The organism is Marinobacterium mangrovicola (assembly GCF_004339595.1).
In the GTDB taxonomy this organism is placed as follows: Bacteria; Pseudomonadota; Gammaproteobacteria; order Pseudomonadales; family Balneatricaceae; genus Marinobacterium_D; species Marinobacterium_D mangrovicola.
Genome location: NZ_SMFU01000008.1, coordinates 163657 through 190570 on the forward strand (window position 1 = coordinate 163657; position 26914 = coordinate 190570).

The following is a 26914-nucleotide window of genomic DNA, read 5'->3' on the forward strand; positions in this document are numbered from 1 at the left end:
ATTGGCAAAAGGCGCTCTGGCAGGGGCGCCGTTTGGGAATAGATACAGAAAATGGCGTTATACGTTCAGAAATACGGCGGCACTTCCGTAGGCTCTGTGGAGCGCATAGAGGCGGTCGCGGAGAAGGTCAAAGGGTTCCGCGAGCGCGGCGATGATGTAGTGGTGGTTGTCTCCGCGATGAGCGGTGAAACCAACCGTCTGATCGGCCTGGCCAATGAGATTCAGGATACTCCCGATCGTCGCGAGATGGATGTGCTGGTCTCTACCGGTGAACAGGTCACCATCGCGCTGCTGGCCATGGCGCTGAAAAAACGCGGTGTTGATGCGCGCTCCTACACCGGCGGTCAGGTCAGAATCCTGACCGACAGCTCGCATAGCAAGGCGCGTATCCAGGATATCGAAACCCAGCGTATGCGCACCGACCTGGAAGCGGGTCGTGTGGTGATCGTCGCTGGTTTCCAGGGCGTAGACGAGCAGGGCAATATCACTACCCTGGGCCGTGGTGGTTCAGACACTACCGGTGTGGCTCTGGCAGCGGCGCTGAAAGCCGACGAATGTCAGATCTATACTGATGTGGATGGCGTATATACCACTGACCCGCGTGTCGTTGCCGGCGCCCGTCGTCTTGACAGGATCACCTTCGAGGAGATGCTGGAGATGGCCAGCCTTGGCTCGAAAGTGCTGCAGATTCGCTCGGTGGAGTTCGCCGGCAAGTACAAGGTGCCGCTTCGCGTGCTGTCCAGTTTTCAGGACGGCCCTGGCACGCTGATCACAATAGAGGAAGAAGAGACAGTGGAAAAACCCGTTATTTCCGGCATCGCGTTCAACCGTGACGAAGCCAAGCTGACGGTGGTGGGTGTGCCCGATATTCCGGGTGTAGCATCCCGTATCCTGGGGCCGATCAGTCGTGAGAACATTGAAGTCGACATGATCGTCCAGAACGTGGGTGCCGATCAGACCACCGACTTCACCTTTACCGTTCACCGCAACGATTTCGAGCGTGCTCAGACTATTCTCGAAAAGATTGTGGCGGAGCTGGGCGCTCGCAGTCATGCTGGTAACAGCAAGATCGCCAAGGTGTCTATTGTCGGTGTAGGAATGCGCTCTCACGCGGGCGTGGCGAGCAAGATGTTTGACGCCCTGGCGCAGGAAAACATCAACATTCAGATGATCTCCACATCCGAGATCAAGGTCTCTGTGGTGATTGCTGAGAAGTACATGGAGCTGGCGGTTCGAGCCCTCCATACGGCGTTTAACCTGGACAACGCGGATACTGTCTGCGAATAAAAACGACTTGCTGACCTTTTGGGCTATAGTGCATATAAGAGCATTCTGAACTTAGTGAAGCTTGCAGACTCTGTGGTATATGCTTAAGTGCATAGTTCATGCAGCCAGGATGTAAGCCAGGATGTATCAAAAGGTCAGCGCCCACAGGACGTAATAAGGAGATCCACCCATGCTGATTCTTACCCGCCGCGTTGGCGAAACCCTGATGGTCGGCGATGAGGTCACTGTGACCGTGCTGGGCGTCAAAGGCAACCAGGTCCGTATCGGTGTAAACGCGCCGAAGGATGTGTCTGTACACCGTGAAGAGATCTATCAGCGCATTCAGCGCGAGAAAGGTGACCAGGAGGAGTCTCAGGACTGATCCCTAAAGAGGCGTGATACGCCTCTTTGCAGGGCTGGAAGCTGGTCGTTTTTTGACCGTCCAGATTTTTTTCAAATTAGTGCTTTCCTTTTGAAAATCAGTCTTGTAGTATACGCGCCGTTGTCAAGGTGAGATGGCCGAGTGGCTGAAGGCGCACCCCTGCTAAGGGTGTATACCTCCTGGGTATCGAGGGTTCGAATCCCTCTCTCACCGCCATTTAGCGCCCGTAGCTCAGCTGGATAGAGTACCTGGCTACGAACCAGGCGGTCAGAGGTTCGAATCCTCTCGGGCGCGCCATTAAATGGACAACATGCGGTAAAGCTTTCAAGTGTGCGCCCGTAGCTCAGCTGGATAGAGTACCTGGCTACGAACCAGGCGGTCAGAGGTTCGAATCCTCTCGGGCGCGCCATCCTTTGATCGTTGAATCCGTTTCGGCAATGCGCCCGTAGCTCAGCTGGATAGAGTACCTGGCTACGAACCAGGCGGTCAGAGGTTCGAATCCTCTCGGGCGCGCCACTTCTAACTCCCCCACATGTCGCCCCATGAAATTCATCATTAAGCTCTTTCCCGAGATTACCATCAAGAGCCGGCCTGTCCGTAAGCGCTTGATCGCACGTCTCCAGAACAACATCCAGATTATTCTTGGTCGTATCCATCCCGAAGTGAAAGTCAGTGGCTTCTGGGACAAGATCGAGGTGGTCTACGAAGGCGGCTTGTCCATCATGCCGGCAACCCTGCGTGATGACCTGGTCGATGCGCTGAAGCGTATCCCGGGTATCCAGACCTTTCTGGAAGTTGAGCAGCATCCGCTGGAAGACTTTCATCAGGCCTATGAGCGTACTCGTGACGCCTATGCCGAGAAGCTCAAGGGAAAGACCTTCAAGGTGCGTGTACGCCGTTCCGGCAAGCATGAGTTCACCTCGGTGGAGATGGAGCGTTACGTGGGTGGCGGGCTACGTCAGCACACTGAAGCAGCCGGTGTTGATGTGCACAAGCCCGAGGTCTGGGTTGACCTTGAGGTGCGTGATGATCGCCTGTTTATCGTCACCGATATCCATCAGGGCCTGGGCGGTTACCCGCTGGGTACTCAGGAGCCGGTGCTGTCATTGATCTCGGGTGGTTTCGACTCGATCGTTGCCTCGTGGATGACCATGCGCCGCGGCTGCAAAACCCACTTCCTGTTTTTCAATCTGGGCGGTCATGCCCATGAAATAGGTGTGAAACAGGTTTCTCTGTACCTGTGGAAGCGCTACGGCTCCTCTGCGCGCGTTAAGTTTATTACCGTGCCGTTCGAAGAGGTGGTGGGCGAAATTCTGCAGAGCGTTGATCGTTCGCACATGGGTGTCGTGCTTAAGCGGATGATGATGCGTGCGGCGGACAAGGTGGCTGATCGCATGAAACTGCCTGCGCTGGTCACCGGCGAGAGCATCGCCCAGGTCTCCAGTCAAACGCTGCCCAACCTGAACCTGATCGACAACGTGGCCGAGCATCTGGTGATCCGTCCGCTGGTGACTATGGATAAGCCGGATATTATCGAACATAGCCGTCAGATCGGCTGTTTCGAGTTTGCCAGTGCCATGCCGGAGTTTTGTGGTGTGATCTCTGACAAGCCGACCACAGCCGCCCGTAAGGAGCGTGTCGAGCGAGAAGAGTCCGGTTTCGATTTCGAGGTGCTGGAGCGCGCGCTGACCCAGGCGGAAGTGATCTCCATCGATGAAATCGTGGAAAACCAGAACATTAACTCCGAGATCCAGGCGCTGACCCGTGTTGACGCCAACCAGTCGATTATCGATATCCGCGCACCCCATGAAGAGGAGCGCAAACCGCTGAACCTGCCCGGCTGCAAGATTCTCAAGATCCCGTTTTACAACCTGGAAACCGAGATCAAAACGCTGGATGGCGAACGTGAGTACCTGCTGTATTGCGAGAAGGGGGTGATGAGTCAGATGCACGCTCAGAATCTGGTAGAAAAAGGATTCAGCAATATCGGCGTTTATCGTCCGGCGACCAGCAAGTAAGCCCAAGCCGACCGGGCATTAGGTTTTCATGGTTACCCCTGCGTAACCGTGCTACAAACTAGGACCGGGCGCTTGCGGGCGTCCGGAGTGACCGGAATCAATATCCTGTCGCAAACAGGGTAGTCGGGTACGTATCCCAATATTGACAGGGATCGCCCCACTGCCTACCTTCTTTTATCTCCACTGATAGCCTTTCCCTGACAGAGTGCAAAAACGACTTTTGCACTGAATGTCGTCGAATTTCTGTAAAAAAATTACATATCCTCCTTAATCTTGCTTTTACCCATAGAGTTCGGGATAGAATAGCCGCTCGGTTACGTTGCTTTACTTGTGTTCAAGTATCAGTCACTTGCCGATTCATCCGTCCATGCCGGTTCGGGCACAAGCGATGTGACCGGCGCGGCCACAAGCCGAAATGGGCGAAAGGGTTATGTAACGAACAGGAGCACCCATAGATGGATAATCTTTTATCGGAAGGCCTGGAACTGATGGTCTTTGGTATGGGGTTCGTCTTTGTCTTCCTGACGCTGCTGGTGATCAGCACCGGCGTCATGTCGAAACTGGTGAACAAGTACGCCCCGGCGCCCGTCGCCAAAGCAGCGACAGCACGTAAGCCGGCTGCGGCAGCACCAAGCGCTGGCGCAAGTGCGAATAACGACGAACTGGTTGCTGTGATGACGGCTGCCATCAAGAAGTATCGCTCGTAAGTAGCGTACAAATAATCATAAACGAGATTGAGATAAGGCCAATCCCATGTCCGACGCAAAGAAAGCACTAGGCATTACCGACGTCGTACTGCGAGATGCGCATCAGTCCCTGTTTGCCACTCGCCTGCGACTGGACGACATGCTGCCGATCGCAGAAAAACTCGACAAAGTCGGTTACTGGTCACTTGAAAGCTGGGGCGGAGCGACCTTCGATTCCTGCATTCGCTATCTTGGCGAAGATCCCTGGACCCGTATCCGTGAGCTCAAGGCTGCCATGCCCAACACCCGTCAGCAGATGCTGCTGCGCGGCCAGAACCTGCTGGGCTACCGCCACTACGCCGACGATGTCGTTGAAAAGTTCGTTGAGCGCGCCGCTGCCAGCGGTATCGACGTGTTCCGAATTTTCGATGCGATGAACGATCCGCGTAACCTGGAAACCGCCATCAAGGCGGTCAAGGCGACCGGCAAGCATGCCCAGGGCACTATCTCTTACACCACCAGCCCGGTGCACACCGTTGAGAACTGGGTCGAGTACGCCAAGACACTGGAAGATCTGGGCGCTGACTCCATCTGTATCAAGGATATGTCCGGTATCCTGACGCCTTACGGTGCTTTCGATCTCGTTTCCCGTCTGAAAGCCCAGACCGGCCTGGAAGTGCAGCTGCACGCCCACGCTACGGCGGGTCTTTCCGACATGACTATCCTCAAGGCGGTGGAAGCCGGTATCGACCGCGTTGATACCGCGATCTCCTCCATGTCCATGACCTACGGTCACACCGCAACCGAATCCGTTGTAGCTGCGCTACAGGGTACCGATCGCGATACCGGCCTGGATCTGGTTCAGCTGGAAGAGATTGCTGCATATTTCCGTGAAGTACGGAAAAAGTACGCCAAGTACGAAGGCTCTCTGCGCGGTACCGATTCCCGCATCCTGGTTGCTCAGGTGCCGGGTGGCATGCTGACCAACATGGAAAGCCAGCTGAAAGAGCAGGGCGCAGCCGACAAGTTTGATGAAGTGCTGGCGGAGATCCCGCGCGTACGCGAAGACCTGGGCTTTATCCCGCTGGTGACGCCGACCTCTCAGATCGTCGGTACCCAGTCTGTGATCAACGTCCTGATGGGCGAGCGCTACAAGACCATCTCCAAAGAAGTTCAGGGTATCCTCAAGGGTGAGTACGGTGCAGCACCTGCGCCTTACAACGCTGATCTGCAGGAGCGTGTTCTGGCTGGTGCCGAGCCGATCACCTGCCGTCCGGCGGACCTGCTGGAAGCCGAGATGGACAAACTCAGCGCTGAGCTGAAAGAGATTGCCGGGCAGAAGGGGATCAAACTGGAGCAGGGCGAGCATCAGATCGATGATGTTCTGACCTATGCGCTGTTCCCGCAGATCGGCCTGAAATTCCTGGAAAACCGTGGTAACCCCGACGCCTTTGAACCTGCCCCGACGCTTGAGGACGCAAAAGCCATGACAGCACCGAAGAAATCCGGACCGGAAGTCTACACCATCACCGTAAACGGCCAGAACTACGTGGTTCAGGTGGCTGAAGGTGGCGATATCTCCAACGTGGCAGCCGCACCGGCCGCCGCTCCTGCGCCCGCCGCTGCACCGGCTGCAGGCCCGGGTGAAGAAGTACCGGCCCCTCTGGCAGGTAACATCTGGAAAGTGATGGTCAGCGCCGGTCAGGCGGTTCAGGAAGGCGACGTGCTGGTAATCCTGGAAGCGATGAAGATGGAAACCGAAGTCCGTGCGGCCCGTGCCGGCAGCATTGTTTCCGTTGATGTTAAAGAGGGTGATGCCGTACAGGTAGGCGATTCTCTGGTCACTCTGGCCTGAAGCCACGAAAGGTGTGAGTAATGGATAAACTACTCGATCTATGGGTGGCATCGGGGATCTATAACATCAGCCCCGGTCAGGCGCTGATGATGGCGATCGGCCTGGTGCTGCTCTTTCTTGCGATCCGCAAGAACTTTGAGCCGCTGCTGCTGGTGCCGATCGGTTTCGGTGGCATCCTCGCCAATATCCCGGAAGCGGGTCTGGCGTTCTCGGCGGTGGAAAATGCCATCCACTTTGCCAAGCCGGAAGTGCTGGCTGGTCTGGCCAGTGCACTGGGTGTCGACTCTGCCGATCCCCATGCGGTGCTCGATGCCTATAAGACTGCATCGCACTCCGCGCACACGGCTGCCACTGATGTGGCGCTGGACTCCGGCTACAACAACGGCATGCTGTATAACTTTTACAGCGTGGCTATCGCCTCTGGTGCTGCGCCGCTGATCATCTTCATGGGTGTTGGCGCCATGACCGATTTTGGTCCGCTGCTGGCGAATCCGAAGACGCTGTTCCTGGGCGCTGCTGCTCAGTTCGGCATCTTTGCCACCGTGTTGGGTGCGGTAGCTCTGAGCATGACCGGCGTGATGGACTTCTCCATCCAGGATGCGGCCGCTATCGGCATCATCGGTGGTGCTGATGGTCCGACAGCGATCTACGTGGCTAGCCTGCTGGCTCCGCATCTGCTGGGTGCCATCGCCGTTGCCGCATACTCTTACATGGCTCTGGTGCCGATGATTCAGCCGCCGATCATGCGCGCGCTGACCACCGAGTCTGAGCGTAAGATCAAGATGCATCAGCTGCGTCATGTGTCGAAAACCGAGAAGATCCTCTTCCCGATTCTGCTGCTGATTCTGGTTGCTCTACTGCTGCCGGATGCGGCACCGCTGCTGGGTATGTTCTGCTTCGGTAACCTGATGCGTGAATGTGGTGTGGTCGATCGTCTGAGTGATACTGCCCAGAACGCGCTGATCAACATTGTGACCATCTTCCTGGGTCTGTCTGTGGGCTCCAAGCTGAGCGCTGACAAGTTCCTAGATCTGGAAACACTTGGCATTCTGGTTCTTGGTGTTATCGCCTTCGGCATCGGTACTGCCTGTGGTGTACTGATGGCGAAGCTGATGAACAAGATGCAGGGTGGTGATGCGATCAACCCGCTGATCGGTTCGGCGGGTGTATCCGCGGTGCCGATGGCTGCTCGCGTATCCAACAAGATCGGCCTTGAAGCCAACCCGCAGAACTTCCTGCTGATGCACGCCATGGGTCCGAACGTGGCTGGTGTTATCGGCTCTGCAGTTGCGGCCGGTGTGATGATCAAGTTCGTCGGCTGATTTCAGCGCACGAACGCATAGAAAAGGGCTGCCATTTGGCAGCCCTTTTTCGTTCTATCCACTGCCCGAACAGCTCGCGCTTCCTGGTCTTTTTCATAGGAGTGGAGCCCCCGTCGCGATGCTTTTCGCTCGGTGCCTTAGGCTGATAACGCTTCCAGGTGGGCCAGTACGCTGAACGCCAGGGCGATCGGGTTGTAGCCCCCTTCAAGCACTGAGACCAGGCGGTCGTTGCAGTGTTTGTTTGCCACTGCCATCAGCTGTTCGGTGACCCAGCGGTAATCTTCCTCCTCCAGATTCAGATCGGCCATGGGGTCTTCCTTGTGGGCATCAAAGCCGGCGGATATGAAAATCATATCGGGCTTGTGTTCCTCCAGCGCCGGGAGCCAGCGTGTTTCTACTGCTTCGCGCCATTCGCTGGCAGGACTGAAGGCGGGAAGAGGGCAGTTGATGATGTTGGGGCGGTCTATTTCGCAGTAGCGTTCCGGATAGAAGGGGTGCTGAAAGGTGGAGCAAACCAGTACTTCCGGCCGGTCCTTAAAGATATCCACAGTGCCGTTGCCGTGGTGCACGTCGAAGTCCAGAATCGCGACCCGTTCAATCCCTTCGTGTGCCAGCGCGTGTGCTGCGGCAATCGCGACGTTGTTGTAGAAGCAGAAGCCCATGGCGGCCTTGAATTCGGCGTGATGGCCAGGCGGACGAGTAGCGACAAACGCGTTTTTGACCTGGCCAGAGAGCACCTGGTCGGTGGCAAGCACGGCGCCACCGGCGGACAGGCTTGCAGCGTGCAATGAGTCTGGGCAGAGAGCTGTGTCTTCGTCGGTATAGACGACGCCCTCACTGGGAAGCTTCATCTCGAGGCGGGTCTGGTGAAGTTCTGCATGTACCCGTTTGATCTGCTCCGCCTCCACATGGGGAGCCTGCAGAGACAGCAGCTGGTCGATAAGGCCGGAGCGCTCCAGTACCCGCTGAATGGCGTGCAGGCGTATGGGACTCTCCGGATGTTCCGGGCCCATGTTGTGAAGGCTGCAGTCCTGATGGCTGATGTATGCTGTTGTCATTATTAGTTCCTACTTCCCATCTGCTTCCATCTTATTACAAATGCGCTTCACTGCCTTTAAGGCGAAGGTCTTAAAGCTGCTTTTGTCACTCGTTTGTCTTTGTTGACTCAGGTCATAACGCTGCGGCCGTCCGCAGAGTAATCTGCACTTACAGCATAGAACTGTCTTTGGCACCGAATGTTTTCACCCGACATCGGTGCCTTTTCTTTTTCCGCCTCCGGCCCATTCTTCTTAGCTTCCCTAACTCTCTGTATACTGGCGTTTGAATTCCTGACTTCCATCTTTGGAACTGGCTTTGCCCGGTTCAACAGGGTGAGCGAATACGCTAGTGGCTCCGCCGAAAATCGACTACTCCGACAAAAATGTCCTGCTCGTAGATAGCAGCGGCAATATGCGCTCGACCATCTTTTATATGCTGCGTGAGCTGGGCGTCCAGAACCTGAGGGCGACCACGGTCAGCGAGCGTGTGCTGGAGATGATTCGAGAGGAGGCGTTCGACATCATTCTGCTGGGGCATAACAGCAGCGATATGGTCAGCGGTGCCCAGATTCTTGAAGAAGCCCGCTATCGGGGCTATATCCGCCCCACGGCCGGCTGGATTTTTATGACCTCCGATGCCTCCCAGGAGTTGGTGCTTCACGCTATCGACAGCCGTCCAGACTTTCTGCTGACCAAGCCCTTTTCAGTGGAAGAGCTTAAACAGCGTCTGGATCAGCTGGTGCTCCGCAAACGGACGCTGTTTCCGGTGGAGCAGGCGATCGAGATCGGAGATCTTGAAGCGGCCGTCGATGCTTGTCGTGATATTCCCCGCTCCGATCCCTGCTATGAGCAGGCGATGCGTCTGCGTGCCCGCTGCCTGATCGATCTGGGTCGCACTCAGCAGGCCTGCGAAGAGCTTGAGCGGCAGTACTGGAAAGATGATGACAAGGACACAGGGCTGCTGCTTGCGGAAGCGCTTTGTCGCCTGGAGCGCCTCAGTGACGCCGAGGAACTGCTCAACGGCCTGATCGAGTCTCACCCCTTATTGATTGCAGCCTTTGATCTCCTGGCTAAGGTCCATGAGAGTAACGGCATGCTGCATGACGCCCGGGAAACCCTGAAAGAGGCGACCCAAAAGGCGCCGTTGGGTATTCCCAGGCAGATGGAGCTGGGCCGAGTCGCAACCCAGTCCAAAGCGCTGGAAACAGCGGAGGGTGCGTACAAGCGCTCCATCGTGCTTGGCCGGCGCAGCTGTTTCCGTTCGCCTGAGCCGTTTCTGCGTCTTGCCAATGTGCGTCGGCTTGAGATGCAGGGCGCGGATGCGCGCCGTAGCATCGAGTTGCGTAATGAGTTCGATACTCTGCTTAACAACGCTGAGTATAACTTTCCCAAGGATCCTGCCTTGAAGGTGAAGTCAGCGCTGCTGCGTGGGAAGCTGGCCGGTGATCTGGGAGAGGAAGACGAGGTTAATCGTTTTCAGAAAGAGGCTCAGCGCTATAACCAGGCGTTGGATAACCCCATGGACCTGGCCCGCGCGGACCTGGTTCTCAGTGGCGACAAAGTGCCGGTTCTGGAACCTCAGCCGACACCGGCCCAGTCGGCGGTTCGTCGGGATGCTGAGATGGCGGCCAAGGTGAATCGTTTGGGCATCAAGCACTACATGGCGGGTAAGCTCTCTCAGGCGACGCGCTATTTTGGTCTCGCGATTGAATATGATCCGGGCTATCCCGTCGCGCTGCTGAATCTGGCCCAGCTTTATCTGGAATCCGCCAGGGATAATGTGAACCGTCGCGAAGAGCGTTTGAAGATGGTGGATCGCTATCTGCGTTTGACCCAGCAGCTGCCCTTGGATGCGACGACGACGGAGCGTTTGAACAGATTTAAGGAGTTGCGGCAACTGCCTGTAGATGGCTTGCCGGCCGGCTCATTGGCGGTGTTGCTGCGCTGAAAGCGTGCTCAAAGGACGTAACGTGGAACGGCGTGAGCGAGGTTAAGCGGAAAAGAAATAGTGGTCTCCCCACAGGGATTCGAACCCCGATCTAACCCTTAGGAGGGGTTTGTTCTATCCATTGAACTATGGGGAGACGGCGCGCATTGTAACGGCAAAGAGAGGATGTCGCCAGTGGGAGGCTTCAGGCTTTGCCGATGCGGCTTTGGGTGCTGAAGTTATTGCGCGCACCCGAGCGGCCGTAGAGCTCGCTTTTCTGGTTTTTGCCCTGCAGCAGGCTCAGTAGCCGTGCGGTATTTTCCTGTCCGCGGTGCACCAGCTGCTGGTTGATCTGGCTGGCTTTCTGCACCTGCTCGAGTAACTGGTCAAGCTCGGTCCAGGCGTCGCTCAGTGGCTTGGCTTCTGTCACCGGCAGATCGGCAATGAAGCTGTCCCACCCCTCGGCGGAGAGTTCTATCCCTGCGGCTTCCATAGCACTGTGACGTTCATTGAAGTTCGCGCCGACGCGGTTGAGCAGATCTGCTTTGAGCTCGGTGGTTTTCTGGATGGCATCCAGATTACGCTTTTCCAGAGCCTGGCGTTCTTCCGCCAGCAGTGAATCGAGCTCGCGCAAAAGCTCCACGCCCTGAGTAATCAGAGGGTGGAGTTGCGCTGAAATCTGCGGGTTGGGCATCGGTCGGCCGCTGAGTAGGCTTAACTGAACAGGGAATCGAATGCGAGCATGCGGTCTGCGACGCGCTCAGCATCTACTTTATAATCGCCACTATCGATCGCAGCCTTGAGTTCGGCCACGCGATCACTGTTCACTTCCGGCTCAGACTCCAGGCTCTTAGCAGCGCCCTGAATTGCTTGGGCTGCATCACTGATCTTGACTGTATCTGCTGATGCCTGCTGGACCGATGGCTGAGCGGCGCCCGTCCCACCGGCGTTACCGGCAGTGTTCTGCTGCTCATTGCTGACCCTGTTGCCCCGTCCGTTGCTACTCTGAGCGTTGGAAAGGGTGGTTAGATCGATTGCCATCTTACATACCTCTTATCTGTTACAGCTAAGGGTATCGGTTAGCCGGTCGGAAACTTTAGGCGAATTTTAAAAAAAACTGACAAAAATCATCGGAGACTCTGAAATCAGGTCCCTTGATGACTGTGGTGTCAGTATAACCTGAGCGCTGACGAGGGCCAACCGGCGGCAATTAAGCAGGGCTTAGTCCATCCTGACCGTGCCGGGAGCTGTGACGGTGCCCCTTAACTCGCGTCCTGAGCGCAGGTTTTTGATATCTATCTGCTGATTGAGGTGCCCATCCTCGAGCGCGACGCCTTTGGTCCGAATTACCAGGCTGCCTTTACGAGCCTCAAGTGTGATCTGGTCGCCCCGGCGCACGGCCAGCGTAGCCTCAAGCACCCGTGGAGAGATAACTTCACCATTGTCGATCGGTGTGCGGGCGGTTTGTCCGGCCACATCCTGAAGCCGTGTAAAGTAATCCCCGCGCAGGCGCATCACATTTTGCTCGCTCAGTGTCAGCGCCCCGGCCTGGATCTTGGTATTTCTGGGAATCGGCCGGCGTGCGGTCACCACGTCGATAAATTGTTCGACACGGGCTGTGACGAACAGGCTCCAGGGGCGGGGAGATGAGCAGCTGACCTTGGCAGTAACACGCTCTCCGCTGGCGAAGGGCAGATCGATAACTAGACTGTGAGCGCAGGGTGTCAGAGAAAGTGTACGGTTGGTGGGGTTTACTGTTACCTTTGTGCGACTATCTGGTACTCTTGAGCGGTAAGTCTCCTCAATGGTCGACTTGACCTGATTCTCTATGTCAGAGTTGATGTCGCTGGCCGCGAAAGAGGATCTTGAGGGGAAAGCCAGAAAGGTGGCGATGAGCACACCAAAAAGTATTATATTGCGGAAGTTCACGCCTGAGTCCTGATTATGCAGGGCTGTTCTATAGGGCATTACTACGCTGGCCTTGGGGTTTGGATCGATCATGTCAGGTATCTTGGATAGTGTAAACCTACGCACCCAGATGGTAGGGCAGAACCGGCTGGAGCTGCTCCTTTTCGGTCTGGAGACGTCGCAGAAATACGGTATTAACGTATTCAAAGTTCGAGAGGTTCTGCAGTGTCCCGATCTGACGGAAGTGCCTCGTCAGACCACCGCGATCAAGGGGATGGCGCACATTCGTGGCGAGACTATTCCGGTGTTGGATCTGTCCGAAGCGATCGGACGTAAGCCGATCCCGGAAGAAGACCAGCTCAAGTGCTTCCTGATCGTCGCCGAGTATAACCGACGTACCCTGGCATTTCTTGTGCGCAAGGTCGATCGGATCTTCAATACACAATGGGATCAGATCATGCCGCCGCCGGCAGAGATCGGTTCCGAAAACTACCTCACCGCTGTTTTCGAGCACGAAGGCAAGCTGATCGAAATCCTCGATGTCGAGCAGATTCTCGCCGATCTCTATCCGATGCCGACGGACGTCAGCGAAGAGGTGGCAAACAGCCAGGTACGACAGCAGGCTCAGCAGTACCATGTCCTGATCGTCGATGACTCCGCGGTGGCCAGGAACCAGATGCAACGCTCCCTGGAGAGTCTCGGCGTTAAGGTGACCTCGGCCAACAACGGCAAGCAGGCCTGGGATCTGCTGCGCGGTATGGCAGACAAAGAGATCGACGTTGAGAAAGCTTTCCTGATGGTTATCTCCGATATCGAGATGCCGGAGATGGATGGCTATACCCTGACCGCGATGATTCGGGAAGACACCCGCATGCAGCGTATGCATGTGGTGCTGCACACCTCGCTCAGCGGCGGTTTTAACGTCTCGATGGTTAAAAAAGTGGGAGCGGATGGCTTCCTCGCCAAATTTAACCCTAACGATCTGGCGTCGGTTGTGGTCAACCGTATCAACCAGATTCGTGAAGCCTGAGGGCAGGTGCAACGGTGACTCACGCTTTCAGTATCACCACAGAAGATTTCCGCCAGTTCAGTAAGTTTCTCGAAGAGAGCTGCGGAATTCTGCTGGCGGAACATAAGCAATACCTGGTGCAGAGTCGTCTCAGCAAAATCATGCGTGAACAGGCCTGCGGGTCGCTGAAGGATCTGGTCGACAGACTCAAGCGCCCAGGCGGTAATGCGCTGAAAGAAAATGTCATCAATGCGATGACCACCAACGAAACCCTCTGGTTTCGAGATATCCACCCCTACGATATTCTTGCCAAACGGTTGCTGCCGGAGATCGCCTCGGAGCGTAAGTTTCAGAAGCTGAGAATCTGGTCTGCCGCCTGCTCTACAGGTCAGGAGCCCTATTCGATCAGCATGGTGATCGATGAGTTCAAGCGGACCAACCCCGGCATGCTCAGCTCCGGTGAAGAGATTCTCGCCACCGATATTTCAACCCAGGTGCTCGAGCAGGCCAAGCGAGGCGAGTATGAGATGCTGGCGTTGAGCCGAGGCTTGTCTCAGGAGCGGTTGAAGAAGTATTTCAACTCGTCTTCCGATGGTTCCTGGCAGGTGCAGGCCGGTATCAAGTCCCGGGTGCGCTTTCAGAGCCTGAATCTGCTGGGCCAATACGGCGCGCTTGGCCAGTTCGATATCATCTTCTGCCGTAACGTGCTGATCTACTTCTCTTCCGATGTGAAGCTGGAGATTCTGCGCAAGATGCGGCGTCAGCTGCGTCCGGGCGGTTATCTGCTGCTGGGCGCGTCTGAGTCTCTCTCCGGTTTGTCCGATATCTACAAAATGATCCACTGTCGTCCGGGTATTATCTACCAGGCGATTTGACGCCGCTTTGTTAGCCGGCAAAGGCGGCAAGGCGGCAGCTCTTGCCGCCGGTTAGAGGCACCGGGTTGCCGCTCTGAAAGTCATTGCTTCACCCTCCTGTTCTACATCACCCGTGATAGCGCCGCTTTCTCACTCTGGTACGCCATTTGCTTTACTTAATGAGCAACCAAGAGGAGAGCTTCATGGCCATCAGTTTCGATTCTGCACTGGGTATTCACGACGACGCACTGCTGCTGCGTGCACGCCGTGCCGAGGTGCTGGCCAATAACATCGCCAATGCTGACACGCCGGGCTTTCAGGCGCGTGATATCGATTTTGCGTCGGTACTGCGCGGTGAGCAGGACGCCATGAGCATGGAGCTCGAGACCACCTCTACAGGGCACAACAGCGAATTTATCGAGCCCGACTTTGCCGCTGAGCTGATGTTCCGTAATCCGCATCAGCCCTCGGTCGACGGCAACACTGTTGAGGTACAGGAAGAGATGGCACGCTACACCGATAACGCCATCCGTTTTCAGAGTTCCTTTACCTTCCTCAACAGCAAATTCACGGGTCTGATGAACGCAGTAAAAGGTGAGTAAGCATGTCACTGTCTAACGTATTTGGTATCGCCGGTTCTGCCATGAATGCGCAGAGCATCCGTCTGAACACCACTGCAAGTAACCTGGCCAACGCCGAGAGCGTTAGCTCCAGCGAGGGCGAGACCTATCGTGCCCGCAAGCCGGTGTTCACCGTGCAGCAGCCGACCGCCGATGACTATGCAGCCGCCGAAGCCGGTCTGGTACCGGGGCAGGGCGTGAACGTGGAAGGGATCGTCGAAAGCGATGCGCCTCTGCGAATGGCCTATGAGCCCAGCCATCCCATGGCGGACGAAAACGGCTACGTGTACTACCCCAATGTAAATGTTGTGGAAGAGATGGCAGATATGATCTCCGCCTCCCGCTCTTTCCAGATCAATACGGAGATCATGAATACCGCCAAGCAGATGCTGCAGCGTACGCTGACGCTTGGGCAGTAAATCCGGCGACGATAGCTCTTGATAGCGACCGCGCCTTATAGAGGTAGATGCCATGAGTACGATTGACGGTACTGGCAACAGTCAAAACGTTTACGACCAGATCAATCAGCGTAACCAATCAGGTGCGAATACTGAGCAGAGCCAATCCGCTCAGGATAGCCAGATGTTCATGGAGCTGATGATTGCCCAGCTGCAGAATCAGGATCCGACCAATCCCGCGGATACCACCGACTTCATGCAGCAAATAGCGACCATGAGCCAGGTTGAGAGTCTCAACACACTGGTATCCACGGTGGAAGACATGAGTAACTCCATGCTTAGCAGCCAGGCTGCGCTGCAGGCATCTTCTATGGTGGGGCAGACCGTTTTCACCGAAGGCGGTGATAAAACGCTCTATCAGGATGGCTCATATGCGCGGGGCATGGTCTCTCTCGAGGCCAGCGCGCCCAATGTAAATATCGAGATATATGACGCCAACGGTCAGTTGGTGTCTACCGCCTCCATGGGCAACCTGGAAGCGGGAGATCATGATTTTGTCTGGGGTGGTGAAGGTTATCCGGCAGGGGAATATTCCCTGGTTGCGAAATCTACTTCCGGTGACGGGGTTACCGAGGTACCCATATTCACTGGCCAGACGGTCAATAGTGTGTCCCTGGGACAAAACGGTATCGGTATGCGGGTTAATACCGATGCTGGCTCATTCAGCATGAACGATATTCGTCAGATCGGTTAAGCGAGGATTATTAAATGGCAGGTTTTAACACGGCCGTCACCGGCCTGAAGTCAGCATCATCGCTGCTCGACGTGGCGGGTAACAACATTGCGAACTCAAGTACCGTGGGCTTTAAATCCTCACGTACCGAATTCGGCGATATTTACGCAACCGCTGTAGTGGGCGCAGGCTCAAGCAATACCGCGGGTTCCGGTGTGACCGTGACCGATATTGCCCAGGATTTTTCCGGCGGCACCATTGAGTTCACCAACAGCAACCTGGATCTGGCGATCAACGGCTCCGGCTTTTTCCAGCTGGATGATGGGCAGGGCAACATAACCTATACCCGTGCCGGTGCTTTCGAGCTGGATAAAGATGGCAATATCGTCAGCAAGAACGGCAAGTTTCTGCAGGGTTATGGTCTCGATGCCCAGGGTAACCAGTTGCCGATCCAGAATCTGTCAGTGACCGAAAAAGAAAGCCCGCCAAAGGGGACTGAGCAGATTGATCTGTCCTTCAACATCAACTCCAACTCCGATGCCGAAGACCTCAGCCGGGTATTCAACCGCACTGATCCGGGTTCTTACTCATATTCAACCACCGTTGGTACCTTTGATAGCCTCGGTAACGAACACAGTATCCGGTTTTATTTCGCCGAACAGCGTCCGGTTCGTGAAGTTTATGAGTTTAACGGTATGGGTACCGTGAATAATGCCACGCCTGCAATCGATTTTACCGCGGGTGGTGGGCAGGCGATGTTATCTGACTTTAACCTTGGCGATGGCACAGGTGTAACGCCAGCGGCAGATGCGGCTGATCCTGATACGCTCTACTTTACTCAGGCTACGGATGGTAGCGGTAACTGGGTTTTGACTGCAGCGTCAGCGGAAAAGCTTCAGCAGGATGGTGGTGATCCACGTATTGCTGCTGACACCGTGTATGTAGACAGCGCGGGTACGCTGAATTTTGAGGCTAATGCCGAGTATACCGGCTACGGCGATTACGCGGTGTTTGACTCCAGTGGAGATGAGGTCGTCAACGCACTGACAGGCAATAACACCGAGCGTGATGCCAATGAAGTTCAGTATTTGCGTCTCGATAATTCGCTCTTCACTGCTGGCCCGGATAGTAATCTGCTGAGCTCGCCTGTAACCATGTCTATCGCTGGGGTCAGCATCGAGGTGACTGATACGGGCGAGAAAACAATCGATGATGTGGGTGAAGAAATCGCCACCTATGAGCAGGAGATTCTGGATAGTAATCCAGATATCGAGTCTGTTATTTATAACGCAAATAACAATCGTCTTGAGATCACCTGGAAGGCTGACGCCGGCGATGTTGATCTGGCGGATGTAAACCAGACGGCTCAGCTGTTTACACCGGATGGCACTGAAATCGCAGTTGAGGCGTTCAAAGGTGATAACAGCTACGTGGGTGTTTATCGTGCCTATGCATTCCTGAACGACACCGAGCAGCTCAACATCGGTAAAACACCGGATCCGGGCGCAGGCGGCGCAGGCGGTGCCAACCCCAGTGAAGTAGGGCCGATACTGATCAGTTTTAACTCCACCACCGGTGTGCTGGAAGAGGTCAACGGTGAGCGGGTGGCAGGAAATGGCCAGGCTCCGAATATCACTATTCTTGGAGCGGACCCTGCTAACCCTGAAGATCGAATTCTGGACTCGGATATCGATCAGCTTGCTGGTATCCAGTTGGATATTACCGACTCCAGCCAGTTTGCCTCCGAGTCGATCGTGAAAAGCCAGCAGCAGGATGGCTACACCAAAGGTGACCTTATCGGTGTGAGCTTTGCTGAAACCGGTGAAATGGTAGCCAGCTACTCCAACGGTCAGAGAGCTAACCTGGGTCTTGTTGCTGTGGCAACTTTTGAAAACCAGGATGGCCTGCAGCCCAGCGGTAACACAGAGTGGATCGCTACTCTGGCCTCCGGCAATGCGATCGTAAACCCGCCAGGTACCGGTCTGAACGGTACTCTGCGTTCGGCCGCGCTGGAGCAATCCAACGTCGATCTGTCGGAAGAGCTGGTGAAGCTGATCGAAGGTCAGCGTAACTTCCAGGCCAACTCGAAGACTCTGGAAACACTGAATACAGTGACCCAGGCGATTCTGCAGATTTAATCGCTTTAATCCGTCTGGCTTGCCGGCGGATCCCTTAATAAGGGCGCTGCTTCCGGATCGGGGGTGGCGCCTTTTGCGTAAAGACACTTCCGCTTAACCCCTCGAAATCTATTGGCACACGCCTTGCTTTATCAGGGTATAGGCCGCTTAAAGCGGCAACCTTTTTCCTGATGGAGCTGTTATGGACAAGTTGTTGTACGTATCGATGACTGGAGCTCGCGAGAACATGCTGGCCCAGCAGGTGCACGCCAATAACCTGGCCAATGCCACTACCACCGGATTCAAAACCGACCTGGAGCAGGCTCGCGCAATGCGAGTGCTGGGGGATGGCTTTGAATCCCGGGTTTACTCCATGAGTGAGCGTCCCGCAACAGATACGACTGCCGGTACGCTTATCCAGACCGGACGAGAGCTGGATGTGGCTGTTCATGGCGATGGCTGGATCGCGGTTTTGGGCCCGAATGGTCAGGAGGCCTATACCCGTGGCGGTGAACTGCAGATCAATGCCGCTAACCAGTTGGTAACTGGCAGTGGTTTGCCGGTGATGGGCAATGGTGGCCTGCCGGTAGTCATTCCGCCGGCGGAAAAGATCGATATCTCCGGGGATGGCACGGTGACTATTCGTCCTCTCGGGGATGACGCGACCAACCTGGTGCAAATCGATCAGATCAAGCTGGTGTTGCCTGAGCAGGGAAGCCTGTTCAAAGGTCAGGATGGTCTGATGCATGCGGACAACAACGAAGTATTACCAGCGGACCCCGCCGTAAGCCTGAGGGCCGGGTATCTTGAATCGAGCAATGTTAACGCGGTTGCGGAGATGACCTCGATTATCAACCTGGCTCGACAGTTCGAGGTGCAGGTGAAAATGATGCAAACCGCTGAAGAGAATTCCAGCGCAGCTGCCAATATTCTGCAGCTGAGCTAAACCGGAGGATAGGTATGAACGGGGCGCTTCACGTCGCTAAAACTGGTCTCAGCGCACAGGATACTCAGCTGAAGGTCATCTCCAACAACCTGGCAAACGTCAGTACCGTTGGTTTCAAGAAAGACCGGGCAGTATTTGAAGACCTGCTTTACCAGATCCGCCGTCAGCCCGGCGCTGAAAGTGCCGCAGATTCCCAGCTGCCTTCAGGTCTTCAGCTCGGTAACGGTGTGCGTACTGTAGGCACCCAGAAGCTTTATCAGCAGGGTGACATGCAGGTCACCGGTGAAACCTTCGATGTGGCGATCAACGGCCAGGGCTTCCTTCAGGTGGAAATGCCGGATGGTGAGATCGCTTACACCCGTAACGGTCAGTTCCATCTGGATGGTGAAAACCGCTTGGTTACGGCCGAGGGCTTTTTGATCGAGCCGGCGATCACCCTGCCGGATGAGGTGGAAAACTTCACCGTCGCGAATGACGGTATCGTCACGGTGACCGTTGCCGGAGATCCTCAGCCCCAGGAAATTGGCCAGCTTGAGATAGCGAACTTCGTCAATCCTCAGGGGCTGCAGGCTATCGGTCAGAACCTGCTGATGGAGACCGCCGCCAGTGGTGCTCCTCAGCTGTCTGTTCCTGGTGAAGATGGCACAGGTACGTTGAGACAGGGCATGCTCGAGGGCTCCAACGTTAATGCGGTTGAAGAGCTGGTCAACATGATCACCACTCAGCGTGCATACGAGATCAACTCCAAGGTGATCTCGACGGCGGATCAGATGCTGTCGTTCGTGACGCAGCAGCTTTAAATCGAGGATGGGTGGCATGAGCACTAAGTTAAAAATCGCTGTCCTGTTCGCTGCAGTACTGGGCATGGTGGGGTGCGTTAATACGCCTCCCAAACCGGACAACCCCTACTACGCGCCGGTAGAAGCAACGCCGCAGCCGAACCTGCAACCGGTCACCGGTTCGATCTATAACTCTGCCACTGCAATGGATCTGTATGGCGACGGTCGTGCTCACCGTGTGGGTGACATCATCACCGTAGCACTGCAGGAAAACACCCAGTCCACGAAAAGCAGTTCAACTCAGATCGATAAGTCGAATAGCAATGAGGTGGGTATGGGGACCGTATTTGGTCAGGACCTCTCTGCCTTTGGCAATCCTTTGTCAGCCTCGCTGGGCAGCGAAAGTGCCTTCGATGGCCAGGGTGACTCCGACATGAGCAACAGTCTCAGCGGCAATATCACCGTGACTGTGCACAAGGTGCTGCCCAACGGCAACCTGCTGGTTCGTGGTGAAAAATGGCTGACCCTGAACCAGGGTGATGAATATATCCGTGTCAGTGGTCTGGTGCGGCCTCAGGATATCGACGAGGCCAACACCGTGGCTTCCACCAAACTGGCTGATGCGCGCATCGCCTACAGTGGTACCGGCTCGGTGCAGGATGCCAATGTGATGGGCTGGCTGTCCCGCTTCTTTATCGGCCCGTTGTGGCCGTTTTAACGGGCTTTTAAACAGGGCTTCGCGATGAAAATATTTTCAGTACTGATTCTGGCTTTCACTCTGCTCGCACCCAGTGCTTACGCCGAGCGCTTGAAGGACATCACCTCTGTTTCCGGTGTGCGCAGTAACCAGCTCGTGGGTTATGGTCTGGTAGTCGGTCTGGATGGTACCGGTGATGGCACCGATTTCACCTCCAAAACCTTCCGGAACATGCTGAACAACTTCGGTGTGGCGATCCCGGCAGATGTGGATCCTGAATCGGATAATATCGCGGCCGTGGCGATCTCCGCCGATCTACCTCCTTTCGCCAAGCCGGGGCAAAATATCGATGTCACCGTATCTACTATCGGTGATGCCAAAAGCCTGCGTGGTGGCACTCTGCTGATGGCGCCGCTCAAGGGCGCGGATGGCAATGTCTATGCGGTGGCTCAGGGTAATCTTGTGGTTTCCGGGTTTGGTGCCCAGGGTGCGGATGGCTCACGCATTTCGGTGAATGTGCCCAGTGTCGGACGTATTCCCAATGGTGCGTCGGTGGAGCGTGCCGTTCCCAACGCTTTTTCTCAGGGTGACTCGCTGGTGCTGAACCTGAACCAGCCGGACTTTACCACCGCCCGTCGTGTGGCTGAGCAGATCAATGGGCTGCTGGGGCCTGATGTGGCTCGTGCCATGGACGCGACCTCTATCCGGGTGCGTGCACCGCGTGACTCCTCGCAGCGGGTCTCTTTCCTCTCTGTGCTGGAAAACCTCACCGTGCAGCCGGGGCAGGAGGTGGCCAAGGTCGTGATCAACTCCCGTACAGGTACCATCGTGATTGGGCAAAATGTGACCATCTCGCCGGTGGCAATTACCCATGGTGGCCTGACTATCGCGATCAATGAAAACTTTGACGTTAACCAGCCGAACGCCCTGGCGGATGGTGAGACCGTGATTACGCCGCGTACCGGTATCGAGGTCGACGAGGGCTCAGGCCATATGTTCGAGTTTGCACCGGGTCCGACCTTGAGCGATGTGGTGGAGGCGGTTAACCAGGTGGGGGCCGCACCGGGCGATCTGATGGCGATCCTGGAAGCCCTGCGTCAGGCTGGCGCTCTAAAAGCCGAACTGGTGGTGATCTGATGGATAGCAAAATTCCAGGTCAGGCCGATGCCGCTCTGTACAGTGATTTCACTTCGCTGAGCAAGCTCAAGGCTGAGGCTTCGAAGGATAAGGACGCCGCCCTTCAGCAAGTGGCGGAGCAGTTTGAGCAGGTGTTTATGAACATGATGCTCAAAACCATGCGCCAGGCGAATGAGGCGTTTGCTGAAGATAACCCGTTCAACTCCGGTGAAGTGGAGATGTACCAGGGTATGCTCGACCAGCAGTTGACCATGGAGCTTTCCCGAGGTAATGGCTTTGGCCTGGCTGACATCATCGTCAGGCAACTGGGCGGTAGTGATATGAACCCGGAAACGCTCCGGCAGGCACTGCAGATGCCGGGTGATGATCAACAACTGGATGAAGCGGTACGCCAGGGCGAATCTCTCAACGAGGCGCTGCTGAATCTTGCGGCACGCCGGGTGGCGGGTAGTTCGCTGGATGCGGTTACGCAGATCAGTGAAAAACTAAGTTCATCAGCAGGCGCTGTTGCTAGCGACGATGCAGGGCTGAGAGAGGAGCCTGCGGTTACCAGTGCCGAGCGTACCTCAGAAATATTCGACTCCCCCGAACAATTTGTTGAACGGTTGATGCCTTTAGCCGAGAAAGCCGCGCAGTCGCTGGGCGTTGATCCCCGGGTTCTGGTCGCCCAGGCGGCACTCGAAACCGGTTGGGGGCGCTCCATTATCCGCGATGCGGCCGGCAGCAGTAACAACCTGTTCAATATCAAGGCCAGTGGTGGCTGGTCTGGCGACAAAGTGGCTGTGCAGACGATGGAATATCGCGATGGGCTGCCGCAACCGGAGCGCGCCGAGTTTCGTGCCTACGACTCCCTCGAGCAGAGCCTGAACGATTATGTTCAGTTTATTCAGAACAACCCGCGTTATGAAAACGCCCTGAAGCAGTCCGGTAACCCGGTTGCTTATCTGCAGGAGCTGCAGCGCGCGGGGTATGCCACTGACCCGGAATACGCCAGTAAGATCGAACGGATTTTTAGCGGTAATACGCTGGCGGCGATCACCGGTCAGCCTCAAGAAGGCTGATGCTCAGCCGATAAGCAATAGATAACCAGCCGATACGGAATGGCAAAGTTCAAGGCGTCCAAGACCGGGTGCCGCGGAGATTAAAATGAGTTCCAGCATACTCAATATTGGTGTTCAGGCGCTTAACGCTAACCAGAGCGCTTTGACGACCGTCGGCCAGAACATCGCCAACCTGAATACTGAGGGCTATAGCCGTCAGACAGTTCAGTTTGGCACTCAAGATCCGCCGATCCTCGGTGTTCAGATCCAGGATATCAATCGCGTGACCGACCAGTTTCTGGTGCGTCAGGTCTGGTCTGATAACTCGACGTTTAGCAGTAATGAGGCGTTCTCGGAAAAGATCGCACTGCTGGACAGCATGCTGGTATCAGAGTCCACCAGCCTGTCTGCGTCTATGGACAGCTATTTTGCGTCTTTGCAGCAGGTTGTGGATGACCCGCTGTACATTGCCAATCGTGAACTCTTTCTCGCCGAAGCTCAGTCATTGACCAACTCCTTTAATGACTTTGATTCTCGGCTTCGTAGTCAGACGGATTCCATCAATACTGAAATCCGCAGCATGGCCCAGACGGTCAACTCGATTACCCAGAACATTGCCGATCTGAACGTGCAGATCGGTACCCTGGAGACGGCGGGACAGAACTCTAACGAGCTGCAGGACCGGCGCGATCTGCTGGTAAAAGAGCTCTCAGGCTATGTATCGACCAATGTTATCTCTCAGGATGGCATCACCTATAACGTGATGATGGGGGATGGTCAGCCACTGGTGGTAGGTAGTAGCGCGGCGACGTTGCAGGTACGTACGGGGGACGCAGATCCAACCCAGCTTGATATCTATATGACCAATGGCAGTGGTGTGGAAGCCAGAGTTACGGATCAGCTTGGCGAAGGCTCTATCGGTGGTATGGTGCGTTATCGTGACGAGGTGCTTCAGCCCACGATCAATGAAGTTGGGCGTTTGGCGCTGGTTTTCTCAGAAACAATGAATGAGCAGCACCGCAAAGGGATGGACCTGAACGGTGATATGGGGCAGGACCTGTTCCGCGACATTAGAAGCGGAGAAGTCACGGCCAACGCTAACAATAAGAATCTTAATGTTTCCGCGTCGGTTGGTTTTTACGATGTAGGAGCGCTGACCGCCAGCGACTATCGTGTCGAGGCAACCGGTGTCGATACGTTTACAATCACCCGGTTAAGTGATGGTAAAAAAATCACCTCGGCCGAGCTGAGTGATCTGTCCTCTTTGCCTCAGGACGAGCGGGATCTGGACCAGTCCGGGGTGTTTGTCCGCGACGGCAATCAGTTGACCATCAGCCTCGACGGCATGACCATGAAGTTCAATGGTCAGATGTCGCGTGGAGATAGTTTCCTCGTCCAGCCTACTCGCTCTGCGGCACAGTTGATGGATGTGGAAATTACCAACCCCCGTATGCTCGCTTTGGCTTCGCCTTTGCGAGTTGAGCCTGCCACCACCAATAGCGGTAATGCAGAAATCACTAATGTGGAGATTGCCGCCACCCAGGATAGCTCGCCGTTACGCCAGGTCGTGCCGGTAAACCTGGAGGTCGTATTCAACGCGGATGGTAGTTACAGCGTTTATGACGTGCGTGACGAAAATAATCCCCAGCAGATTGATCTGATCGACGCCGAGGGTAATACAGTAAGTGCCTTGCCTTACGTCGCGGGTGAGCCGATCAGTTTCAGTCTCGCCAGCACGGCAGACGGTCAGCAGGCGGGCGACCTGGCGGAGGGCTACGATTTCAGTATAACGCTGACAAACCAGCCCAATGCCGGCGATCGCTTCACCATCGAGCGCAACGTGGATGGTTATTCCGATAACAGTAACGCCCTGGCTATGTCCAATCTGCAGAATGCTGAAACTGTTGATGGTTTTAGCTATCAGGATACCTATGGTCAGATGCTGGCTTGGGTGGGCACTCAGGCAAGTACTGCTGAAATCGCTTACAACTCAAGCCGTTCAGTGCTCCAGTCCAGCGAGAATGCGCTGCAGAGCGTAGCGGGTGTAAATCTGGATGAAGAAGCCGCCAACCTGGTGCGTTTCCAGCAGGCTTACTCTGCGTCCGCCCAGCTTATAACGGCTTACCAGACCATATTCGACAGCCTGATTTCGGCTGTGCGGAGGTAATTATGCGTATATCCACAGGCCAGATTTACACTAATGCCAACCAGAACATGATGGAGAATCAGTCTTCTCTGGCTGATATCCAGAATAAGTTGGCCAGTGGCAAGGAGTTTACTTCTCTGGCGGAAGATCCCGTGGGAGCGAGTCGGGTGGTTAGTTTGCAGCGTGAGCTGGCGCAGCTTGAGATGTATCAGGGCAACGTAGATGCTTCACGGCGTCGGCTTCAGCTGGAAGAAACCACCATTGGCGACCTGAACACTGCCACCGATCGTATGCGCGAGCTGGTGTTGCAGGCGGCTAACGGTACGATGTCCGATCCGGACCGTGTGGCCATCTCTTATGAACTGGAAGACCTGGTGGAGTATGCCGCTGGTTTGATGAACACCCGTGATGCCAAGGGGGAATACCTGTTCTCAGGCTCTCAGGGCAGCACCCAAACCTACGTAAAAGGGGTCGATGGCCGCTACGAATACATGGGTGACAGCAGCTCCCGCTCGATTCAGGTGTCCAGCGCGCTCTACGCTCAGTCAACGGACTCGGGGCAGTTTCTGTTTGAGTCGGTACTGAGTGAGGCCGGGATCAAGCAGGTCGGTGGTGATGACCCTGGATTAAATGGCTCTCTGCTTGAGTTTGATGTAACCGACGCTGAGGCTTACGAGTCATTTATGCGCGAGCATGGAGATTTGAAGCTCAGTGTAACCAGTGGCCAGGATGATGGCAGCGGGACCTCAGTCTACCGCTATGCGCTGATCGATAGCGCGGGTCAGGTTTTGGCGGAGGGCGCGTACGACGAAACCGCAGCTGCAGAAGACCGGGTCGAAACCTTTGAACTGGAGGGTATCTCCTTTCAGGTTCAACTACCGGACAGTGTTGATAATCCAGACTACAGCATCAGCAATAGTGCGTTGATTGACTCGGTGGCCATCTCTGACAACCAGGCTTATTCTGATTTAATGCGCCTTGCGGGCGGCGAGGTCAGTATCCAGACAGCAGGGGATGAAACCAGCGGTTTTACCTATTCGCTCGTCGATTCCGCTGGAGACCCGGTTTCTAGCCTGGCCGGTGTAACGTTATCAGGCACGCCGCCGCAGTTTACCGTGTCAGTGGATTCTGGAGCGGGTTCTGTGCCCGCCTTGGATATCATCCGCAATGTCGCGACCGATGATACAAACGGGCCGGTAACACTCTCTTTTATCCCTGCGGATGAAACGACGCTTCAGTTTGATCAGCCACCAACCAATATACTCAACGAAATGCTGGATACCGTTGAGCTGATGCGCGAACCGATTGCCGGTTATCCGGAAGGGCTAGCCAAGCTACAGGAGCGTTTTGCCCTCACGCTGGATCAGCTGACGATGTCGCAGGAGCGTTTATCGGAGGCGAATGCGACAGTAGGATCGCGTCTCAACAAGCTGGATAACGCAGAGTCCAGCAATATGGATTTTCAGCTGATGGCTGAGTCCACCCTGTCATCGGTACAAGACTTGGACTACGCGGCCGCATCGACTGAACTGGCTAAACGTCAGTTGGCGTTGGAAGCAGCGTATGCCAGCTTTAACCGGATTCAGAGTCTGAGTCTGTTCGATTATATCCGGTAACCCGGTAGGGCATCATTGGAAGTAGGTTTTGAGGGACTGGCCGGTTGAACTTGAGTCTACCGGCCGTCTCCACTACTGCTAACTAACTGAAGCCTTATTTGAACTGACCATAGGCTTTGCTGGCCTTCTTACTGCGCATCAGCTGGTTATGTTCTTTACCCAGCTCATCGCGTTTTTGAGTCAATAGCTGCAAGACTTTCTTTTCCAGCTCCCGCGATTGCGCAATAAGCTTTCTGGCTTCCGCTACCTCTTCATCCGGCCATTGTTGCCTACTTGCTTTATCCAACTCGGCAACCAAAGTGGCCCGCTGTTGCTGAAGGCCGGTAATAGGCTCGAGCTCTCCGGCCTGGGTTTTGTCGTAGAGAGCCAGGGTTATCTGAAGCAGTTCCAAGGCTAGCTGATTTAAACTCTGCATCTCGGG

At 55.4% G+C, this 26914-nt stretch carries 25 protein-coding genes and 5 tRNA genes; 24 read left to right on the forward strand and 6 right to left on the reverse strand.

Annotated features, from left to right (window positions below; translation table 11 throughout):
• The first annotated feature begins 51 nt into the window (after window positions 1–51).
• The 10 genes from CLV83_RS09265 (at window position 52) to CLV83_RS09310 (ending at window position 7529) form a co-directional block, all read left to right on the forward strand.
• On the forward strand, window positions 52–1287 hold the full coding sequence (locus CLV83_RS09265; RefSeq protein WP_132290901.1) for an aspartate kinase: 1236 nt from the start codon (window positions 52–54) through the stop codon (window positions 1285–1287).
• Window positions 1288–1456: 169 nt separating this feature from the next.
• Entirely contained in the window at window positions 1457–1648 is a 192-nt protein-coding gene (gene csrA / locus CLV83_RS09270) for a carbon storage regulator CsrA (protein ID WP_132290904.1), read from the forward strand.
• Between the two features lie 127 nt (window positions 1649–1775).
• Window positions 1776–1864, forward strand: a tRNA-Ser gene (locus tag CLV83_RS09275).
• A gap of 4 nt (window positions 1865–1868) precedes the next feature.
• Window positions 1869–1945 (forward strand) — tRNA-Arg (locus CLV83_RS09280).
• A 35-nt stretch (window positions 1946–1980) separates the two neighbouring features.
• Window positions 1981–2057: transfer RNA gene (locus tag CLV83_RS09285), tRNA-Arg, on the forward strand.
• Between the two features lie 30 nt (window positions 2058–2087).
• Window positions 2088–2164: transfer RNA gene (locus CLV83_RS09290), tRNA-Arg, on the forward strand.
• Window positions 2165–2190: 26 nt separating this feature from the next.
• Window positions 2191–3666: a tRNA uracil 4-sulfurtransferase ThiI gene (gene thiI, locus CLV83_RS09295; RefSeq protein WP_132290906.1), complete on the forward strand. Its 1476-nt coding sequence runs from the start codon at window positions 2191–2193 to the stop codon at window positions 3664–3666.
• Between the two features lie 455 nt (window positions 3667–4121).
• The gene (locus tag CLV83_RS09300; protein WP_132290909.1) at window positions 4122–4373 is read left to right on the forward strand and encodes an OadG family protein; all 252 of its coding nucleotides are present in this window, start codon (window positions 4122–4124) and stop codon (window positions 4371–4373) included.
• Window positions 4374–4419: 46 nt separating this feature from the next.
• Window positions 4420–6207: a sodium-extruding oxaloacetate decarboxylase subunit alpha gene (oadA, locus tag CLV83_RS09305; protein WP_132290912.1), complete on the forward strand. Its 1788-nt coding sequence runs from the start codon at window positions 4420–4422 to the stop codon at window positions 6205–6207.
• A gap of 20 nt (window positions 6208–6227) precedes the next feature.
• Window positions 6228–7529 (forward strand): sodium ion-translocating decarboxylase subunit beta, encoded by a 1302-nt coding sequence (locus CLV83_RS09310; RefSeq protein WP_132290915.1) that lies wholly within the window; start codon window positions 6228–6230, stop codon window positions 7527–7529.
• Window positions 7530–7666: 137 nt separating this feature from the next.
• On the opposite strand, the gene CLV83_RS09315 is transcribed toward CLV83_RS09310, so the two are convergent.
• Window positions 7667–8587, reverse strand: coding sequence for a histone deacetylase family protein (locus tag CLV83_RS09315; protein ID WP_132290918.1), 921 nt, complete (start codon window positions 8585–8587; stop codon window positions 7667–7669).
• Window positions 8588–8915: 328 nt separating this feature from the next.
• Here CLV83_RS09315 and CLV83_RS09320 point away from each other — a divergent pair, with 328 nt between their 5' ends.
• Window positions 8916–10514, forward strand: coding sequence for a response regulator (locus CLV83_RS09320; RefSeq protein ID WP_132290921.1), 1599 nt, complete (start codon window positions 8916–8918; stop codon window positions 10512–10514).
• 61 nt (window positions 10515–10575) lie between these two features.
• Here CLV83_RS09320 and CLV83_RS09325 read toward each other — a convergent pair.
• The 4 genes from CLV83_RS09325 to flgA form a co-directional block, all read right to left on the reverse strand.
• Window positions 10576–10650 (reverse strand) — tRNA-Arg (locus tag CLV83_RS09325).
• Window positions 10651–10698: 48 nt separating this feature from the next.
• The gene (locus tag CLV83_RS09330) at window positions 10699–11187 is read right to left on the reverse strand and encodes a flagella synthesis protein FlgN (RefSeq protein ID WP_132290924.1); all 489 of its coding nucleotides are present in this window, start codon (window positions 11185–11187) and stop codon (window positions 10699–10701) included.
• Window positions 11188–11207: 20 nt separating this feature from the next.
• Window positions 11208–11534 carry a flagellar biosynthesis anti-sigma factor FlgM gene (flgM, locus tag CLV83_RS09335; RefSeq protein WP_132290927.1) on the reverse strand — a complete coding sequence of 109 codons (327 nt, stop codon included), beginning with the start codon at window positions 11532–11534 and terminating at the stop codon, window positions 11208–11210.
• Between the two features lie 180 nt (window positions 11535–11714).
• On the reverse strand, window positions 11715–12494 hold the full coding sequence (flgA, locus tag CLV83_RS09340; RefSeq protein ID WP_132290930.1) for a flagellar basal body P-ring formation chaperone FlgA: 780 nt from the start codon (window positions 12492–12494) through the stop codon (window positions 11715–11717).
• Here flgA and CLV83_RS09345 point away from each other — a divergent pair.
• From CLV83_RS09345 to flgL, 13 genes are all read left to right on the forward strand, one after another.
• A complete protein-coding gene (locus CLV83_RS09345) occupies window positions 12493–13431 on the forward strand; it encodes a chemotaxis protein CheV (RefSeq protein ID WP_132290933.1) in 939 nt (312 codons plus the stop codon). The two genes, flgA and CLV83_RS09345, sit on opposite strands and share 2 nt — an antisense overlap.
• A gap of 14 nt (window positions 13432–13445) precedes the next feature.
• Entirely contained in the window at window positions 13446–14285 is an 840-nt protein-coding gene (locus tag CLV83_RS09350) for a CheR family methyltransferase (RefSeq protein WP_132290936.1), read from the forward strand.
• Between the two features lie 182 nt (window positions 14286–14467).
• Window positions 14468–14866 (forward strand): flagellar basal body rod protein FlgB, encoded by a 399-nt coding sequence (gene flgB, locus CLV83_RS09355; protein ID WP_132290940.1) that lies wholly within the window; start codon window positions 14468–14470, stop codon window positions 14864–14866.
• Between the two features lie 2 nt (window positions 14867–14868).
• Entirely contained in the window at window positions 14869–15303 is a 435-nt protein-coding gene (gene flgC / locus CLV83_RS09360; protein ID WP_132290943.1) for a flagellar basal body rod protein FlgC, read from the forward strand.
• A gap of 52 nt (window positions 15304–15355) precedes the next feature.
• The gene (locus CLV83_RS09365; protein WP_132290946.1) at window positions 15356–16036 is read left to right on the forward strand and encodes a flagellar hook assembly protein FlgD; all 681 of its coding nucleotides are present in this window, start codon (window positions 15356–15358) and stop codon (window positions 16034–16036) included.
• Window positions 16037–16050: 14 nt separating this feature from the next.
• On the forward strand, window positions 16051–18153 hold the full coding sequence (locus CLV83_RS09370) for a flagellar hook-basal body complex protein (protein WP_132290949.1): 2103 nt from the start codon (window positions 16051–16053) through the stop codon (window positions 18151–18153).
• 181 nt (window positions 18154–18334) lie between these two features.
• The gene (flgF, locus tag CLV83_RS09375) at window positions 18335–19078 is read left to right on the forward strand and encodes a flagellar basal-body rod protein FlgF (protein WP_132290952.1); all 744 of its coding nucleotides are present in this window, start codon (window positions 18335–18337) and stop codon (window positions 19076–19078) included.
• A gap of 14 nt (window positions 19079–19092) precedes the next feature.
• Complete coding sequence (gene flgG, locus CLV83_RS09380; RefSeq protein WP_132290955.1) at window positions 19093–19878, forward strand: flagellar basal-body rod protein FlgG; 786 nt, start codon at window positions 19093–19095, stop codon at window positions 19876–19878.
• A 16-nt stretch (window positions 19879–19894) separates the two neighbouring features.
• Window positions 19895–20575 (forward strand): flagellar basal body L-ring protein FlgH, encoded by a 681-nt coding sequence (gene flgH, locus CLV83_RS09385; RefSeq protein ID WP_132290958.1) that lies wholly within the window; start codon window positions 19895–19897, stop codon window positions 20573–20575.
• A gap of 24 nt (window positions 20576–20599) precedes the next feature.
• Entirely contained in the window at window positions 20600–21691 is a 1092-nt protein-coding gene (locus CLV83_RS09390; protein WP_132290961.1) for a flagellar basal body P-ring protein FlgI, read from the forward strand.
• Window positions 21691–22752, forward strand: coding sequence for a flagellar assembly peptidoglycan hydrolase FlgJ (gene flgJ / locus CLV83_RS09395; protein WP_132290964.1), 1062 nt, complete (start codon window positions 21691–21693; stop codon window positions 22750–22752). Before CLV83_RS09390 ends, flgJ begins: the two co-directional genes overlap by 1 nt.
• Window positions 22753–22837: 85 nt before the next feature.
• Window positions 22838–24898 (forward strand): flagellar hook-associated protein FlgK, encoded by a 2061-nt coding sequence (flgK, locus tag CLV83_RS09400; protein WP_132290967.1) that lies wholly within the window; start codon window positions 22838–22840, stop codon window positions 24896–24898.
• A 2-nt stretch (window positions 24899–24900) separates the two neighbouring features.
• The gene (gene flgL, locus CLV83_RS09405) at window positions 24901–26493 is read left to right on the forward strand and encodes a flagellar hook-associated protein FlgL (RefSeq protein ID WP_132290970.1); all 1593 of its coding nucleotides are present in this window, start codon (window positions 24901–24903) and stop codon (window positions 26491–26493) included.
• A gap of 94 nt (window positions 26494–26587) precedes the next feature.
• Here the strand turns inward: flgL and CLV83_RS09410 are convergent, their stop codons facing one another.
• Window positions 26588–26908, reverse strand: a complete 321-nt coding sequence (locus CLV83_RS09410) for a flagellar protein FliT (RefSeq protein WP_132290973.1) — start codon at window positions 26906–26908, stop codon at window positions 26588–26590.
• Window positions 26909–26914: the final 6 nt, after the last annotated feature.